This window comes from Actinomadura soli, assembly GCF_005889715.1.
In the GTDB taxonomy this organism is placed as follows: Bacteria; Actinomycetota; Actinomycetes; order Streptosporangiales; family Streptosporangiaceae; genus Spirillospora; species Spirillospora soli.
On the sequence record NZ_VCKW01000073.1, the window covers coordinates 1 to 16344 of the forward strand.

At 67.6% G+C, this 16344-nt stretch carries 15 protein-coding genes and 1 pseudogene; 4 read left to right on the forward strand and 12 right to left on the reverse strand.

All coding sequences use genetic code 11. The features are described 5' to 3' along the window. From ETD83_RS16280 to ETD83_RS16310, 8 genes are all read right to left on the reverse strand, one after another. Positions 1-182: imidazolonepropionase-like domain-containing protein (locus tag ETD83_RS16280; RefSeq protein ID WP_205717707.1), on the reverse strand; the 182-nt coding region annotated here is incomplete at its 3' end. After that, positions 179-325 carry a hypothetical protein gene (locus ETD83_RS42530; RefSeq protein WP_171064237.1) on the reverse strand — a complete coding sequence of 49 codons (147 nt, stop codon included), beginning with the start codon at positions 323-325 and terminating at the stop codon, positions 179-181. The genes ETD83_RS16280 and ETD83_RS42530, both read right to left, overlap by 4 nt. 132 nt (positions 326-457) lie before the next feature. Beyond that, positions 458-1759: a P1 family peptidase gene (locus tag ETD83_RS16285; RefSeq protein ID WP_138645976.1), complete on the reverse strand. Its 1302-nt coding sequence runs from the start codon at positions 1757-1759 to the stop codon at positions 458-460. Positions 1760-2055: 296 nt separating this feature from the next. Beyond that, positions 2056-2778, reverse strand: a complete 723-nt coding sequence (locus ETD83_RS16290; RefSeq protein WP_138645977.1) for an ABC transporter ATP-binding protein — start codon at positions 2776-2778, stop codon at positions 2056-2058. Then, the gene (locus ETD83_RS16295; protein WP_138645978.1) at positions 2762-3553 is read right to left on the reverse strand and encodes an ABC transporter ATP-binding protein; all 792 of its coding nucleotides are present in this window, start codon (positions 3551-3553) and stop codon (positions 2762-2764) included. Before ETD83_RS16295 ends, ETD83_RS16290 begins: the two co-directional genes overlap by 17 nt. After that, positions 3550-4608, reverse strand: coding sequence for a branched-chain amino acid ABC transporter permease (locus tag ETD83_RS16300; RefSeq protein ID WP_138645979.1), 1059 nt, complete (start codon positions 4606-4608; stop codon positions 3550-3552). The genes ETD83_RS16295 and ETD83_RS16300 overlap by 4 nt, the downstream gene beginning before the upstream one ends. Further along, positions 4601-5473 (reverse strand): branched-chain amino acid ABC transporter permease, encoded by an 873-nt coding sequence (locus tag ETD83_RS16305; RefSeq protein WP_138645980.1) that lies wholly within the window; start codon positions 5471-5473, stop codon positions 4601-4603. Before ETD83_RS16305 ends, ETD83_RS16300 begins: the two co-directional genes overlap by 8 nt. 7 nt (positions 5474-5480) lie before the next feature. Then, a complete protein-coding gene (locus tag ETD83_RS16310) occupies positions 5481-6752 on the reverse strand; it encodes an ABC transporter substrate-binding protein (RefSeq protein WP_138645981.1) in 1272 nt (423 codons plus the stop codon). Between the two features lie 370 nt (positions 6753-7122). On the opposite strand from ETD83_RS16310, the gene ETD83_RS16315 reads away from it, so the two are divergent. Beyond that, positions 7123-8073: a helix-turn-helix transcriptional regulator gene (locus ETD83_RS16315; RefSeq protein WP_138645982.1), complete on the forward strand. Its 951-nt coding sequence runs from the start codon at positions 7123-7125 to the stop codon at positions 8071-8073. Positions 8074-8455: 382 nt separating this feature from the next. Next, positions 8456-9223: pseudogene (locus ETD83_RS16320) on the forward strand (IS630 family transposase); the annotation flags it as partial. 68 nt (positions 9224-9291) lie between these two features. Here ETD83_RS16320 and ETD83_RS16325 read toward each other — a convergent pair. Beyond that, positions 9292-9480 (reverse strand): hypothetical protein, encoded by a 189-nt coding sequence (locus ETD83_RS16325; RefSeq protein WP_138645983.1) that lies wholly within the window; start codon positions 9478-9480, stop codon positions 9292-9294. Positions 9481-10369: 889 nt separating this feature from the next. Between ETD83_RS16325 and ETD83_RS16330 the strand changes: the two genes are divergently transcribed. Continuing rightward, on the forward strand, positions 10370-13003 hold the full coding sequence (locus tag ETD83_RS16330; RefSeq protein WP_171064239.1) for a tetratricopeptide repeat protein: 2634 nt from the start codon (positions 10370-10372) through the stop codon (positions 13001-13003). Positions 13004-13276: 273 nt separating this feature from the next. On the opposite strand, the gene ETD83_RS16335 is transcribed toward ETD83_RS16330, so the two are convergent. Together ETD83_RS16335 and ETD83_RS16340 are read right to left on the reverse strand one after the other, a co-directional pair. Next, positions 13277-13702 carry a hypothetical protein gene (locus ETD83_RS16335; protein WP_138645985.1) on the reverse strand — a complete coding sequence of 142 codons (426 nt, stop codon included), beginning with the start codon at positions 13700-13702 and terminating at the stop codon, positions 13277-13279. Positions 13703-13789: 87 nt separating this feature from the next. Then, the gene (locus ETD83_RS16340; RefSeq protein ID WP_138645986.1) at positions 13790-14965 is read right to left on the reverse strand and encodes an IS3 family transposase; all 1176 of its coding nucleotides are present in this window, start codon (positions 14963-14965) and stop codon (positions 13790-13792) included. A gap of 79 nt (positions 14966-15044) precedes the next feature. Here ETD83_RS16340 and ETD83_RS16345 point away from each other — a divergent pair, with 79 nt between their 5' ends. Further along, on the forward strand, positions 15045-15800 hold the full coding sequence (locus tag ETD83_RS16345) for an aromatic amino acid lyase (RefSeq protein WP_138645987.1): 756 nt from the start codon (positions 15045-15047) through the stop codon (positions 15798-15800). 11 nt (positions 15801-15811) lie between these two features. Here the strand turns inward: ETD83_RS16345 and ETD83_RS16350 are convergent, their stop codons facing one another. Then, positions 15812-16162, reverse strand: coding sequence for a hypothetical protein (locus ETD83_RS16350; RefSeq protein ID WP_138645988.1), 351 nt, complete (start codon positions 16160-16162; stop codon positions 15812-15814). Between the last annotated feature and the right edge of the window lie 182 nt (positions 16163-16344).

Here is a 16344-nt window from a genome sequence, read left to right on the forward strand (position 1 = left end):
GGCAGCATCACGCCGTCGCCGAGGTCGACGTCCTCGGCGCCGGGGAACCGGTCGCGCAGGTCGCGCCGCGCGCCCACGGCGACGACGCGCTCGCCGAGGACGGCGACCGCCTCGGGCTCGCCGCCGTCCATGGTGATGATCCGGCGCGCCGAGAAGATCCTGGCGGGAACGTGCGGGCTCATCCGAGTCCCGCCGGGTCGAGCAGCTTGAGCACGGGCACTCCGATCGTGGTGATGACGGTCATCGACATGACGCTGCCGATGAACGGATGGAAGTCGGCGGCCGCGTGACGGTACCCGGGGCTCCGGGAGCGGCCGGAAGCCACGGCCAAGTCTCCGCGACCGTGTTGGACAGGTCGCGTTTCACGTGGGCCGCTGGTGTCGAGCGGGTGCTGGCCGGGCGCGGGTGCGCGGTGACGTACCCGCGCCCGGCTTCGTCTGTCGTGGTCAGGGGGTGGTCAGGTGCTGGATGGGCGGAGCCTCCAGGTCCGTCTGCGGAGCATGACGAAGGCCGCCGCCGATGCCAGGATCGCGCCGGGCAGTGCCATGGGCCCGGTGATCAGCGGATGGGTGTCCGACGCCGGTTGGGTCGGTGGTGCCTGGTCGTTGGGGGTGCCTGGGGCGGCGGCGCCGTGGGTGGTGAGCCCGCCGGTGCAGGCGCCGGTGAAGACCTGGCAGTAGGTTTGCCGGCCGGCCAGTGGCGTGGCCCGGAGCGTCGCGTGGACGACGCCGCGGGAGAAGGCGCTGGCGGCCGCGTCAAGGATCGCTCCGAACCGGGCCCCGTCGGGGGCGTCGGCCTTGCGGGTGCTGAGGGAGAAGATGGCGTCCCCGTCGCCCATGGTGTGGGCGGGGCGGATCGCCCGGGCGAGGCCGTCGTGTGCGACCTGCGCCATCTTCTGCAGTTGGGGTGAGGTGAGCTTGGCGTTGGTGGCCACGACGCCGATCGTGGTGTTCTTGTCGAGCTTGCCGTCGTCCTCGTCGAGGGCGGGGGCGGCGGTCGTGCACTTGGTGGGGCGTTTGGTGTCGCCGAACTCGTTCTGCAGTTCCATGTACAACGCGTAGAGCTCGCAGCCCTGGGACTCGCTCCACACCCGGCCGCCGGAGTTCAGTACGACCAGCGCGCCGACGTAGAGGCCGTTGCCGAGGTCGACGCTGGCGGTTCCCACTCCGCCTTTCATCCGTGTTGTTGGCCCAGGGGTGCCGGTGCCGGTGCCGGCGCCGACGGATCCCTGGGCGACCGGGCCCGACTTGGCGGCTTTGGCGGCGCGGTAACCGAATTCGAAGTCCGGGGTCTTCTCCAGCTTCTGCTTCGTGTCGGCCCCTTGGCCGAGGTCGAAGACGATCGCTCCGCCCACCGCGGGCACCGCTTGCCCGCCGAACTGCGACCCTAGGCCGCGCTCTCGCAGGTACTGGACGACTCCGGCGTAGGGGGAAAGGCCCATCCAGCTTCCCCCGGACAGGAAGAGACCATGGACATCGGGTTGCAGGGCCACGGGTTGGAGCGCGTCGGTGTTGACGGTTCCGGGCGCTCCGCCGCGGACGTCGGCCCCGGCAAGTGCCCCGTCGGGCAGGATGAGCGCGGTGGTGCCGGTAACGTTCGTGGTGTCGGTGTAGTGGCCGACCGTCACGCCGGGGACATCGGTGATGGCGTTGTTCGGTCCGGTTCTGCCTTTTTCGTCGGCGTAGACCGGCGCGGGCGTCATCACGCCCAGCGCCAGGGCGGCGGTTATCAGGCCGCCCAGAGTGCCGCGATGCTTCATGGTTGTTCACCTCACGCAATGGCGCATAGTGGGACATTTTCGGCGAGCGGGCTGCTCGCCGGCGGTATGACCTCCCTTCCGACTGGTGCCGCGGACACCGGCCGCCTCAGGCCGCCGGCGGCCGTTCCTCACCGAGATCGCAAGCGGATGTGGGGGTGCGATCGGTGCGGAGGGACCGAGGACGATCACGCGGGGGTGCCGTGCCGGTCCGATCTGGGGTTCGGGGCTCCTGTGGTCTCGGGTCTCGCGGGGCTTTGGCCCGCCCGGCCTGTGGGCGGATCGGGCGGGCCAGGGCGTCAGTCGGGGTGCGGCGAATCAGTGGAGCCCGCTGTCTTCAGGGCCAGGTGACGGTCACGGATCGAGGGTGCGTCCTGGAATTCCTGGACGGTGCCGTCGAAGACCACGCGGCCGCTGTCGAGCACGTAGACGCGGTCGGCCAGTTGCAGGCAAAGGTCGAGGCGCTGCTCGACAAGGAGCACCGATGGTCCGCGTTGCCGCAGGTCGGCCAGGACGTCGGCGAGCTGGGCCACGATGACCGGTGCCAGTCCTTCGGTCGGCTCGTCGAGCATCACCAGGCGGGGTGCGCCGAGCAGTGCCCGGGCGATCGCCAGCATCTGCTGTTCGCCGCCGGACAGCCGGTCGCCTTTGTTGCGCCTCCGCTCGGCCAGGCGGGGAAAGCGGTCGTAGACGTCGTCCAGGCTCCACTGGGCGCCGGGGCGCCTGGAGATCGCGAGGTTCTGCTCCACGGTGAGCCGGCCGAAGATTCCCCGGTCCTCGGGGACGTAGGCGATTCCCAGCCGGGCGGACTCGAAGGCCGACCTGCGGTCCAGGTCGTGGCCGTCGAAGGTGATCCGTCCCGACCGCCGCACCAGGCCCATCACCGACTTCAGCAGCGTGGACTTCCCTGCTCCGTTGCGGCCGAGCAGCGCGACGGTCTCCCCGGTGCCCACGTCGAGCGAGACGCCGTCCAGGACCTGGCTCTTGCCGTAGAAGGCGGCGACCTCATTCAGCGTCAGCATCGGACGCTCCCTCCAACTCGCCGCCCAGATAGGCCCGCCGGACCTCGACGTCGGACTGGATCTGCTCGGGTGGGCCGGAGGTCAGCACCCGCCCCGACACCAGGACGGTGATGCGGTCGGCGACTCGCATGGTCAGGGCCATGTTGTGTTCGATCATCACGACGGTGTGCGTTCCGGCCAGCCGGGCCAGCAGGGATTCCATGGCGGGGATGTCGTCGACGCCCATTCCGGAGGTCGGTTCGTCCAGCAGCAGGATCCGCGGCCGGGGCGCCAGGGCCATGGCCACCTCCAGCAGCCGCTGCTGCCCGTGGCTGAGCTCGGCGGCCCGGCGCTCGGCGACCCGGTCCAGGCCCACCTGGTCGAGGACCTCGCCGGCGCGCGCGAGCCCGGCGTGATCGTGTTCGACCGGCCGCCACATCGACAGCGCCCGCCGCAGCCGCCGCCCCGACGCGGCCAGCCTGACGTTCTCCCGGACGGTCAGGTCTTGGAAGAGGCTGGTGACCTGGAACGATCGAGCGACGCCCATGGCCACGCGGCGGTGTTCCGGTGACTGATGCGCCGGCCGTCCGTTCACCAGGACCCGGCCGGCGGTCGGGCGCAGCCGACCGGTGAGGATGTTGAACAGGGTCGTCTTGCCGGCCCCATTGGGGCCGATGATCGCGTGCAGCGTGCCCGGGGCGATGGACAGGCTCACCTCCTCCAGTGCGGTGAAGCCGCCGAAGCGGCGGGTGACCCCGACCATCTCCAGCGCCGTGGCGTCGCGGGTCCCGGTCATCGCACCCACCCCCGGACCAGGGCGACGGACGCGGCGAGCCCGCCGCGCAGCCCGCCCCACAGACCGCCCCGCAATGCCAGGACCACAGCAAGCAGAGCCGCCGCGAGCAGGATCTGCCAGCGATCCCACGTCGGCGCCAGGTAATGCGACAGCAGCAGGTACGCCAGCGAGCCCAGAAAAGAACCGAACAACGACCCGGTGCCGCCCAGGATCGTCATCACCAGGATCATCGTGGAGGTCTCCAGTTGCAGCGCGCTGTCGGGCACCGAACCGAGAAAGACCGCGTAAAGCCCTCCCGCGACCCCGCTGACCAGGCCGGACACCGTGAAGGCGAGCAGCTTGAACAGCATCGTGGGATAACCGATCGCGATCGCGCGGTCCTCGTTCTCCCGGATGGCCATCAGCGTGGCGCCGAAGGCTGAGCGGGTGAGGCGGGTCAGCGCCCAGTAGGCGGCGACGAAGGTCACCGACGCGACCGCGAACATCACCGCGCCGGTGTCCAATTCCAGCCACGTCGATCCGAACGCCCCCAGGGTCATCGCCGGGAACCCGCGCAGGCCGTTCTCACCACCGGTGACGTCCTTGAACAGGTACACCGCGTAGGCGAACATCGACGCGAAGGCGAAGGTGAGCATCACGAAGTGCACGTCCCGGCGCAGGATGCACAAGCTGCCCACGACGGTGGCGACGACCGCCCCGGCCACGGTCGCTATCAAAAGCCCGGCCGGCGCCTGCACGTCCCAATGGACGAACGACAAACCGGCCGCGAACGCGCCGACGCCGAAGAGGATGCCCTGGCCGAACGACAGCAGCCCGGTGTAGCCCAGCAGCAGGTTGCAGCCCAGGGCCGCGATGGCGTAGATGACGATCGTGCTCGCGAGCGAGTAACTCGGCGCGAAGATCGCCAGCCCGGCGACGGCGCAGACAGGGGCGGCCAGCGGCATGATGGCCCTCCGGCCACGCCGGGCCGCACCGGCCCGGCGGGGCGAGCGCCCGATCGAGGAAGCGTATGGAGCGGCAGCCGATGCGGTGGTCGAGGTGACCTCGTCAGGCATGGGACAGCCTCCTCATCACCACGTCGCTGCGGGCCAGCAGCACCAGCGCCATCAGGACGTAGACGATCACGTTGCCGGCCGCGGGCGCGTAGACCACCGCGATGCTCTGCACCTCGGCGACGGCCAGGGCGGCCACCAGCGTCCCGCCGAAGCTGCCGATGCCGCCGACCACCACCACGACGACCGCCAGCCCGAGCACCTCGGTGCCGGTGACGGGCGCCATGCCGCGCATCGGCGTGGCCAGCACCCCCGCGAGCGCCGCCAGCCCGGCGGCCAGGGCGAAGGTCACCGAGAACAACCGGAACACGTTGACGCCGAGGCAGACGATCATGTCGGGCCGCTCCGACCCCGCGCGCAGCTTGGCGCCGAACGTGGTCCGTTCGAGCAGCACCCACAGCAGCACGGTCAGCGCCGCGGCCAGCACGACCACGAAGATCCGGTACCACGGGTAGGTGACCGGGCCCACGTCGACCGTGCCCGACAGGCTTTCGGGGGCGTTCAGCGTGAAGGAGTTCGCGCCCCACACCAGCGTCACGATCTCCTGAACGGTGATGGCCAGGGCGAGGGTCGCCACGATCTGGTAGGTGTGCGCCAGCCGGTACATCCGGCGCAGCAGCACACGTTCGGCGATCGCGGCGATCGCGGCGACGATGAACGGCGCGACCAGCAGGGCGACCCACAGGCTCCATCCGCGCCCGGTCAGCTCGAACGCCGCGTAGGCACCGAGCACGAAGAAGGCGCCATGTGCGAAGTTCACGAAGTTCATCAGGCCGAAGACCAGCGTGAAGCCGACCGCGGTCAGGAAGTAGATCAGGCCGTTGCCCAGGCCGTTGAGGGCCTGGCTGAGCAGGAGTGTGGAATCCACCGGCGCCTCAGCTTCCCAGCGGCCGCAGGGTGCAGCCGGTGCGTTCGGCGGGCACCACACTGGCGCCCCGGGAGACGAGCTCCATCAGGTCGTCGTCGTCGGCCATCGCGGACTTCTTGCGCCCGCGCAGCAGCAGGTAGTCGCGCACGACCTGGTGATCCTGGGCCCTGATCGTCTCCTGGCCGGTGAGACCGGCGAACCTGGTGCCCTCCAGCGCCTTGGCCACCGCGGCGGGGTCGGCCGAGCCGGCCTTCTGGACGCCGTCGGCGATCATCTTGGCGGTGGCGTAGCCGACGGCGTGACCGTATCCGGGGTTCGCTCCGTCGTGCTCGCGGCGGAACGCTTCGACGAACCGCTTGTTCTCCGGGGTGTCCAGGGTGTGCCAGTACTGGGCGCCGGCGTAGATGCCCTCCATGGTGTCGGCGCCGAGCGCCCGGAACTGGCTCAGCCCGCCGCTCCACACCAGCAGGATGGTCATCTTCTTCTTGACGCCGAAGCTGACCGCCTGCTTGATCGTCGTGGTCGACTGGGCGCCGAAGTTCAGGATGCACAGCACGTCGGGCCGTGCCGCCACGGCGTTGTTGACGTACCCGGAGAACTCCGTGGCGTCCAGGCCGTGGAAGGAGTTGCCGACGTGCTCGATGCCGCGGGCGCGGAAGACCTCCTTCGCCGCCGCCAGCAGGGACTGCCCGAACACGTAGTCCGGAGTGATCGTGTACCAGCGCCGCAGCGACGGCTGTTGCTCTGCCAGCCGCCGGACGGTCTCCTGGACCGCCCCGTAGGTGGCCACCGCCCAGCGGAAGGTGCCAGACCGGCATTCCTTGCCGGTGATCTCGTCGGCGCCGGCCGCGGTCGCGAACAGCCCTCCGGCACGGTTGGCCTCGTCGCTGACCGCCAGCGCGACGTTGGAGAGCAGCCCGCCGAAGAAGAACCGCGCGCCGGCCGAGGAGCTTTCCCGGGTACGGCGCACGGCGTCGTCGATCTTCTCCTGGGTGTCGTAGGTGACGACCTCCAGGCGGCGCCCGGCGAGCTTGCCGCCGTACAGGGCGGGCACCAGCCGCAGCCCGTCCACCGCCTCCTTGCCCAGCTCGGCCTGCGCGCCGGAGGTGCCGTACAGGCCGACGAAGTTGATCGCGTCCTTGTTGATCGTCCCGCCGGAGGCCGCCGGGGTGGTCTGATCGCTCTTGGCGCAGCCCGCGATGCCGGACAGGGCCACCGCGCCGCCCACCATCCCGGCGCCTCTGATGAACGCCCTGCGTCCAACGACCCGTGTGCTCATCGGTCATCTCCTCAGCCGCTCCGAATGCAGTGGACCAAGTCTGAAACCCATATTCCGGCCAGGCAATCGACGAAATGTAAGCACAATGGCCAGCGAAATTACAATGTGCTGGCGAATTAATGGCATGCCGATAATGCGGAGTCAAACCCCTTGCGCGTACGTTAGTCGCTCATCAATGATTGGACATCGGAAGATCTACGTATACGTTTCGCCAGGTCGCCTGCTAGCATGCCTGGCCAACCGCGTCGAAGTCCGTGGGGGGCTCATCATGAGCATGCCGCGAACCGATCATGTCCAATTCGACACACGTCACCTCCGGGCCATCGCCGAGGTCGGCTACCAAGTCGGCCGTCCCGCCCAGACCGAGGGCGTGCCGACCGCACTGGAGGCTCTGCGCCCCGTCCTGCCCTACGAGGCGTTCGAGGTGGTGGAGTACGACCCGGCCACCAGCGTCCACCGCGTACTGGCCTTCGCCGGCTACACCCCCCAGACAGCGGCGGCGGGCGCAACGGAGTTCCTCGACACCGTCGCCTTCCGCTACACCTCCGGCCAGCGACTGACGGGCCGCATCGGACTCCCGGAACTGGCCGGATTCGAAAAAAGCGAATACTACGCCAAACACCTCGACCCACCGGGATGGGTCGCCGGGATGACCGCACCGCTATACCTCAACGACGGCCGCTACGTCGGCATGCTGCATTTCAGCTCCACCGACGCGACCGCATTCGGACCCATCGAATGCGCCCTGCTGGACGCCGTGTCCCCCATCATGGCCAGAATCGTGGACGTCACCCGCGGGGCCACACTGCCGTCCATGATCGTGCCACCAGAATTCTCGGCCCTGGCATTCACCCAAGACGGACGATCCGCCACCGTCTCCGCCGTCCCGGAACCAGACCCGACGGCCCGGCCACCGTGGCTGCCGGAGGTGGCACGGCGCTTCCTGGCCAGCGAACGCACGGAGGCACGCCGGCAATGGATCGACCCGGCCGGCCGCTGGCACGAAGTGCGCCTCCTACGCGCCTACCGGCACACCGTCTCCGGCGCCCAGCCGATCGGCGTCGTCGCCATCCGCCAGGGCTCACCGCCCTACGGCCTGACAGCCCGCGAGCTAGACGTGCTGTCGGAGGTGGCAGCGGGCAAGACGACTGCGGACATCGCGACCAGACTCCAGGTCAGCTCCCGCACCATCACCACCCACCTTGAGCACCTGATGGCCAAGCTCGCCTGCACAACACGCACACAGGCGGCCACCCTCGCCCACGACGAAGGCCTCATCCGTCTAGACCCCGACCGCCTTCCAACCACCCCCAGGCCGTAACACACGAACGCGGCCATGTGATGGGAAACGACCATCCGCAGCAACAGAAAGTTGCCCCCCATCGTCGAGATCTACGCGACGACGTGGCCCCTCCAGTGGAAGCCACACCATTGCCACCGGTCCCATCCCCGGGCGCTTTGACGGGCGTCTCGCCTAGGAGGCCGGGATCGACCGGCAGTCGCTGGCCATCACCGCGATGGCTTCGAAGCGTCTTTCGGGTGCACCGCCTGCTTCACCAGCTCCCCGCTCGCGGGTGACGGCTAGTGCGGTGACCACGAACGTTCACCGGGTCGGACGACACGCCCGTTGAGGTCCGCGTTTTGAGGGTTCATTGCCCTCACGCTCGTTGCGATGTGAGCGCTGTCGAGTGTGAGGGGTACCGATGGCTGAACCGGTCAGGGCACGGCGGCTGAGCGATCAGGAAGGCCGCAAGCTGCAGCAGATCGTGCGGCGGGGCAGGCATGAGTCGGTCCGGGTGCGCAGGGCGATGATCATCATGGCGTCGGCGTCGGGGACGACGGTCCCGGCGATCGCACGGCTGGTGGCCGCGGACCAGGACACCGTCCGGGATGTGATCCATGCCTTCAACCAGCGGGGACTGGCCTGCCTGGACCCTAACTGGGCGGGAGGCCGTCCCCGCCAGATCACCAGCGACGACGAGGAGTTCATCGTCGCGGCGGCCACCACGCGCCCGGTCAAGTTGGGCCGCCCGTTCACGCACTGGAGCCTGCGCAAACTCGCCGACTACCTCGGCGACAACACCGTCCACCCCGTGAAGATCGGCAGGGAACGGCTCCGCCAGATCCTGCGCAAGCGTGGAATCTCCTTCCAGCGCACCCGCACCTGGAAGGAGTCCAACGACCCCGACAAGGACGCCAAGTTGGATCGGATCGAGGAGGTGACCAGCCGGTTTCCCGATCGGTGTTTCGCCTTCGACCAGTTCGGGCCGTTGTCGATCCGGCCGTGCCATGGCACCGGCTGGGCGCCGCAGAGCAAGCCCGATCGGCTGCCGGCCACCTACCACCGCACCCATGGCGTCCGCTACTTCCACGGTTGCTACTCCATCGGTGATGACCGATTGTGGGGCATCAACCGGCAGCGCAAGGGCGGCACCAACACCCTGGCGGCGCTCAAGACGATCCGGGCCGCCATCTGCCCGGTCTGGTGGCTGAAGAGGCCGTAGAAACTGACCGGGACGAGGTAGACCGCTCCGCAGCTTTACCGCCCGCGGCATTGCGCGCTGTAGCGCATGTCGCACGCGTTGGTCTGCAGCCGCCGCACGGCGATCTCGTCCAGCAGCGTCCGCAGCCGCCGCCCCATCACGCGCTTCAGTACGGGCCGGGGGTAAAGCCTCGGCGCGCATTTGGGCGGTGACAGGCGGGCGAGGCGTGAGTTGGGTCTGATCACGGGGTTGATCCCTTTGTGGGGCGGCCACGAGCCGCGCGGATGTTCCGACGCGTTGCCGTAGAGCGGATCGGGGGCCGGGGTCTGCGGCTTCCACCCCGGCCAGCGCACGGGCCCGGTGTGGTGGGCGGGCATAGGCGGGGCCGCTGGCCCCGGGCGCCGATCTGCCAGGCTGGACGCGGCGGAACTGCAGCGCGGCGTGCCGCGGGAGAGGCTCAGGTCATCGGGCCGGAGACGGCCGGTCGCTGGTGCGACCGCTCTTGGGTAGCCGGCTGAACCGTCTTCCGGATCACCCGGCCTCGTCCGGCCGCGATCCCCCCGCATGCGGGCCGGGGCGGAGGACTGGGCGCGGCACCGGCCCTGAGGAGGGGGTGAGGCTGGTGGGTGTGCGCGCCGAACCGCGTGCGGCGGGTTTGAACGGTTAGGCCGGACGGCCGCCACGCGCCGGGCGATCCAGTGCGCGGCGTTGACGCTGACGGCGTTGCCAACCTTGTAGGTTCCGCAGATTCGTGAGCACTGGCAGGACGACGACCTGCAGCGTTGCTGGACGTGAGCAACAGGTCCGTGCTTCGCCCCGGATGATTATGAGCAATCAGGTACGCGGTTCGACGCGCTCTATCACTGAGCTGTTTCCGTGCGCCCAGCAGAGTGGGAGGTGAAGTCGTGAGGTAGCGGTTCATCAAGCTTCGCACGGGGCTGTGCGGGATGCTGTGCGGGATGCTGTGAGGGTGCAATTTGTGATTGGGGGTGGCGTTTGGGGGTTTGGCGCTGGGTGTGGATGATCACGGCTGCGGTGTTGGCTGTGGCTGGTGCTGTTGCGGCGAACCAGATCCTGAACGATGGGGTGTGGCGGTGGTGGCCGTGGGCGCCTGTGGCCGTGGGTGCCGCGCTGGTGAGTGTGGTGGTTGCGGATCGGCTGACGCGCCTGCCGCCTGCCGATCTTCCTGCCACGTCGGACAGTGGGCAAGGGGGACGGCAAGCGGGCGATGCCCTTGCGCTACCGGGCTTGGGGCAGCCGCCGGGCGGGCTGAATTCTTGTGAGGCGGCGCAAACTTCGTCGGCATGGCCGGTGCGATTCGGCGCGGTTCCGCCGCTAGCAAGCTGCTTTCAGGACCGGGACCTCGCTGGTTCGCTGGCCCGGCATCTCGAGCAGGGTGACACCGTGGTGCTCACCGGGATCGACCTGTCCGGTACACAGGTGCTGGCCGGGTTGGGCGGGGTCGGTAAGACCCAGTTGGCCGCCGATCACGCCCACCGTCTGTGGACGCATCGGCGGCTGGATCTGCTCGCCTGGATCACGGCCGGTTCCCGCCGGGATATCCAGGTCGCCTATGCCGGGGTGGCCGCGCGGGTCCTTAGCCCCGACATGGACGATATCGACTCCGGCCCGCAGGGGGACGCGGTTGCCCGGCTGCTGGATTGGTTGGCCACGACCCGTCGGCGGTGGCTGATCGTCTTGGACGATCTCATCGAACCGAATGACCTGCGTGGGCTGTGGCCGCCGCACTCACCCACAGGGCAGGTGCTGGTTACCACCCGCCGCCGCGATGCCGCGTTGAGTGGCGACCATCGTCGTGTGCTGGATGTCGGGCTGTTCACCCAGAGCGAGGCATTGGGCTATCTCGTTGCCAGATTGCCCGACCAAGCCAGCGCCTCCCAGGAGCGGGATGACATGATCGGGCTGGCCGGCGATCTGGAGCGGCTACCGCTGGCGCTGGCGCAGGCGGCAGCCTATCTTGCTGACAGGCCGCTATTGACCTGTGCCGACTATCGCCAGCGGCTGGGTGACCGCCGCACCAGTCTGGCTGGCGTACTGCCCACGGAGCGGGAACTTCCTGACGAGCAGCATCACACGGTGGCGGCCACGTGGTCGCTGTCGATCGAGCGCGCCGACCGACTCGATCCCGTCGGATCGGCCAAGCCGATACTCGAGTTGATGTCCGTGCTGGATGCCGCCGGAATCCCTGCCGACCTGTTCGGCACCTCGGCGGTCAGCTCATATCTCGCGGGTCGGTTGGGGCGGCCGCTCGACCCAGGGCAGACGAAGGACGCCATTGGGTGCCTGTATCGGCTCAGCCTGCTCTCGCTGGACACCGATCAGCCTGCTCGCGCAGTTCGCGTCCACGCACTCGTACAACGAGTCACCCGCGAGTCCCTGAGCACCGCCGATCTGGCCACGACCGCCGGTGTCGCAGGGGAGGCCATCCTGGAGGTCTGGCCCGACCGTGAGGCCGAGCTGAGTACTTCACTGCGATCAAATGCCAATGCCCTGCTCGACCACGCCCGAGCACACCTGTGGACCTCCAATGCCCGTCGGCTGCTGCTGCTGGTCGGCGACGACCTGGTCGATCAACACCTGGACGCCGGTCCCTACTTCCAGGGATTGCTCGATGAGGCAGTACGGCATGTCGGGGCCGACCACCCTGACACCCTCGCTATCCGTGACCGCCTTGCCAGTTGTCACGCCGAGGCCGGTGAGTTCGACCGCGCCGTGACCCAGGGCAAGCACCTGTTGGCATGGCGCCTGCGACTGCTGGGCGACGAGCATGTCGACACACTAACCGCACGCCACAATGTCGCTCGTTGGCACACAAAGGCGGGGCACCCGAACGAGGCGCTGGCCGAACTGGAAGAGCTCGTGCCAGCCCAGACAAAGGTCTTCGGCAGCGCCGACCGGCGCACATTGAAGACCAGACTCGAGCGAGCGATTACACGATCCGAAGCCGGAGATCCGGCTAACGCTATAACGGAATTGGAACGGCTGCTGGCCGACCAGATCGAACTTTTTGGACCCGAACACGGGATTCCCTTTTATACTCGCGCCTATCTGATCCACGTCCGCACAAAAGCAGAACAATATGTACTTGCAACAGCAGAATTTGAACAGCTCATTGCCGACCGCATGCAAATCCTGGCTCCCTGTGAGAGGATCATCCCCACCCTTGAACATTCCTACACGACACGCTACGAAAAGCAGGGGCAAGTGAGCGGATGGAATATACAACGGATGGAGCTAATGATCGACGTAGTGGGCCTCCCGTACCGCAGCAGTTACCAGTACCTACTGGGGAGATACGATGCTATCCACGGAAATGCCGCATACCGCACAGGGTATGCAATCAAGGAACTCACGGCTTTATTGGCTGATGCAATCTACGTCTGGGGAAGCGAGAGTCCGCTGACGCTGGCAATACGGCACAACCTGGCAAAATGGCTAGAGTGGTCAGGCGACACCGTCGGCGCAATAGTCGAATGGGAACTATTGATCATTGATCAGCTGCGCATACTGGGAACCGATCATTCCGACACCAAGGCCACGCAACAGAGCCTTAGTGGACTGAGACAAAAGAGTAAAGATTTGCGCCCCGTGCAACTTTGGCAAAGACGCCGATATCGGCGGCTAGCGCTAAACAGTAAATCCAAAAGACCCAAAAGATGGCCCAGCAGAGCGCCCATCGACGAAACGTTGGAGAACATGCGGACACAGACGCCACCTATCGATAATATTTACCACCCGACTACCTGAAGATCGTTGACAAGACTATCTGCCGCAGCACGATGTCATCGGGATGAGAGGACGTTGCGCCTCGCTCGACTTTGTCAGGTGCGATGATGAGACTCTCCGGCCACAAATACGGTGACGGACCCCACAAACAGATGTCGACATCTCTCAGTCCGAGAATCACTCGGAACCGTCCGCGACACATGAGACTCTGCCGTGTTTGCTGAGAACCGCACCGTTGCTCGTGATCGCCGGATTTTGCTCATCCAGTGCTCATGATCGCGCGGAATTGCTCACTCATTCTCGGAACCTACACACCTGGGCATGCTGCTGCTCGACCGTGCCGCACAGGGCATAGTCGGCCGGGAACCGCTGGGCCAGCATCTGCTCGCGCGGGGTGATGAGCCGGTAATGGCAGTCGTCGACGGTGTCGCCCGGCCAGACGATCCCGTGATGGGCCCTGGTCGCGATCGTGGTGATCGGTCCCTGGCTGGTGCGGACCACGGCGTTGCGGCCCACCGGGACGACCAGAGCGAACTCGTCGTCATGACGTTCGGTCGCGCCGTGTCCCCACCAGAACCGTTCCAGGCCGGTCCGGATGCGGGCATGGGTGCGGGCGGCGTACGGGGTGAAGGTGGTGAACGGGCGTCCGTCGCCGACCCTGCGGCCGCGCCGATCGTGATCGATGATCTCGGCGGCCGGGCGGGTGACCGGTTCGCTCACCCGGCCACAGACCGGGCAGCGGTAGTCGTAGCGCTGGCCCCATCGGGGCTTCCCCCCAAAGTGTGGACCTGTGATGTTGCCCCGGTTTCACGGACTCGCGGGTGAGGAGATCGGGCTCGACGGGTGGGTGGTTTCGAACTGTATCGGGCTCATGTAGTGCAGAGTGGAGTGGCGTCGATGGCGGTTGTAGAACCCTTCGATGTACTCGAAGATCGCGTTGGCGAGTTCGACTCGGGTTCTCCAGCGTTGTCGGTCGAGTAGCTCGGTCTGCATGCGTGCCCAGAACGCCTCGGCCACGGCATTGTCGTACGGGTCGCCGACGGTTCCCAGGGAGGGCAGCAGCCCTGCCCTCCGTGCGCGTTCGGTGAAGGTCCATGAGGTGAATTGGGTGCCGTGATCTGCGTGGATGATCCCATCAGGGATCTGTCCGGCGGCGCCGCGGGAATCGATCGCCATGCCCAGCGCCGAGGTGGCCAGATCGGCCCGCTGCCGCGAATCGATGGCCCAGCCGACCACCCTTCGGGAGAAGGCGTCCAGGACCACGCAGCAGTAGAGCTTGCCCTCCCGGGTGGGATGCCCGGTGATGTCGGTAACCCACAGCTGGTTCGGCCGGTCGCGGTGGAAGTTGCGTTTCACCAGGTCAGTAACCGTCACCGATGCGGGGACCCGCTTCGCTCGACGACGCAGGGGCAGCCCCGCCAGGCCGGCTCGCTGCATCAGCACCGCCACCGTCTTGCGTGAGACGACCACGCCTTGGGCCTGGACGAGCTCAGCGCGCACTCGGGGCGATCCGTAGGTCTGTCGTGATGCCTGGTGGATGGCGGTGATCTGATCGGTCAGCCACGCTTGGCGGATGGCGCGCGCCGAGGGCGGGCGAATGCGGGCGTCGTAGAAGCCCGACCGGGACACCCCGAGCGTGAGACAGGCCTGCTTGACCGGAACGCCCTCAACGGCCAGCTCGGCCACCAGGGCGAAGCGGGCTTTTGGGGGCACCACCTGCTCGACCGCCGCGGCGGCCTTCCGCAGAATCTTGACCTCGTTCTCCAACTCGGCGATCCGGCCCCGGGCCAGGGCCAGGGCGACGGACTCGGCCTCTGCGGGGCTGAGTGGCTTCAGGCCACGGTCGATCAGGTCCCGCCGTTTCCAGCGGTGCAGGCAGGACTCCGCGATGCCCAGCGACGCGGCCACCTCCCGCACCGATCGTCCCGACTCCAGCAGATCCAAGGCACGCCGACGAAACTCCGGCGGATAAGGCTTGGGCACGAGAACGATCTCCTTCACAAGATCGCCGAACCCTACCTCTCCCAACACCCATGCCCGCCAAACGGGGGCAACATCACCCATGCCCGCCAAACGGGGGCAACATCAGGTGCGCGCGGCGCCGCACATTCTGGCGTCCCTGCGGCAGAACCTGAACCATGCCGAGAAGGTCCTCACTCCGGAGATGAACGCGTCCACGTCCAATCCCCTGGTCTTCCGGAAGGAGGACGGGCAGGTGGAGTTCGTGATGGGCGGCAACTGGGACGGTGCGGTTCTCGGTCATTCGCTGGACGCGCTGAACGCCGGGCTGGTCGATGCCGGTGTGCTCTCGCAGGAGCTGTCGGCGCGGCTGCTCTCCAGCAGGTGGAGTTACGGGCTGCCCGCCAATCTGGCCGGGGGGAAGGTCGGGCTGAATTCCGGCATGGTGCAGCTTCAGACCGTCGCGACGGCGCTGGTCCCCGAAATGCAGGTTCGGGCCTTCCCGTCCGGGACGCTTTCGCGGCCCGCCAAGGACGGGCAGGAGGACCACAACACGATGGCGATGGCGTCGGCGCGAAATCTGCGCGCGAACCAGGCTCGTCTCGACACCGTGCTGGCGGTGCAGTACATCATGAGCGCGCAGGGCGTTGACCTGGTCGCCCGCGGAATCGACGATGGTGCGGCCGATCCGCGGCTGGGAGCGGGGACGCGGCGTATTCACGCCGTCATACGCGGTGCCATCGCCGAACTCCAGGACGACAGGAACCTCACTCCGGATCTGGAGAAAATGGTCCGGATGGTCAACGGGCAGGGCGGTGAGGGGCTTCTCCAAGCCGTCAGGGGAGGGGCCCGCCGCTGACAGGTCTTCGGCTAGCCGAGGTTCAGGTCGCCTTTGATGTCGCGTGCCTGGATGACCCTCTGGGCCTGTCCGTTGAAGATGTTGACGACTCCGTCGTCGGACGCGGACGCCATTGTCTGCGCCTGGTTCCAGAGGTTCTCGGCGTCGGCGCGGAAGCCGGGGTCCTCGTCGAAGAGGCGCAGGACGGCGCCCTGGAGGATCTCGGGGTCGTCGTCCGCGCGGGCGAGCGCCTCCTCGTCGGACGGACGGCCGTGGAGGCGCTCGCGGACGCGCCGGGAGATCTCGGCGACGGCCGCGCGCACCGGCTCGCTCGCCACCTCGACGGCCTTGCCCGCCAGGGCGGTGGCAATGGCCACGGTCATCGGATCTGTCATTCGTTCAGTTCATCACGTTCCGGCCGTTCCCGCCCGCATCTGTTCAGGTTGAGCCGGGGGTGACGGAAGGGCCCGAGGGGTCTGGACGGAATAGAGCGCACCTATGCTATTTCGGTCCCATGCACCATGTGCCGTATTTGCGTTGTCGGCTCGCCATGTCATGCCCGTTT